Source organism: Pseudomonas agronomica (assembly GCF_025917275.1).
Taxonomy (GTDB): Bacteria; Pseudomonadota; Gammaproteobacteria; order Pseudomonadales; family Pseudomonadaceae; genus Aquipseudomonas; species Aquipseudomonas agronomica.
In genome coordinates this window covers 1-446 of record NZ_JAOSHO010001052.1, presented here as the reverse complement: position 1 = coordinate 446, position 446 = coordinate 1, and the positions used below count along the sequence as shown (strand labels likewise).

General features: G+C 61.7%; 1 protein-coding gene. It reads left to right on the top strand.

All coding sequences use genetic code 11. The annotated features are described in order from the left end of the window. Window positions 1-69 precede the first annotated feature (69 nt). Window positions 70-446: Tex-like N-terminal domain-containing protein (locus OC610_RS28850; protein WP_332880494.1), on the top strand; the 377-nt coding region annotated here is incomplete at its 3' end.

Below are 446 nucleotides of genomic sequence, written 5' to 3'. Positions count from 1 at the left end.
CTCAACCAGTCTCGCCGAGCCCGGCTTCTGCGGCGGCGAGCCTGATTTCACAATTTGTCAGGTGGTTTTATGGACAGCATCAACAGCCGCATCGCCGAGGAACTCGGCGTCCGCCCGCAACAGGTCGAAGCGGCCGTCGCGCTACTCGATGAAGGTTCCACGGTGCCTTTCATCGCCCGTTACCGGAAAGAAGTGACCGGCAGCCTCGATGACACGCAATTGCGTCATCTGGAAGAGCGCCTGCGCTACCTGCGAGAACTCGACGAACGGCGCATCAGCATCCTGGCGAGCATCCAGGAGCAGGGCAAGCTGACCCCGCAACTCGAACGCGACATCAAGCTGGCCGACACCAAGACCCGTCTCGAAGACTTGTACCTCCCCTATAAGCAAAAGCGCCGCACCAAGGGCCAGATTGCCCTGGAAGCCGGCCTCGGCGAGCTGGCGGA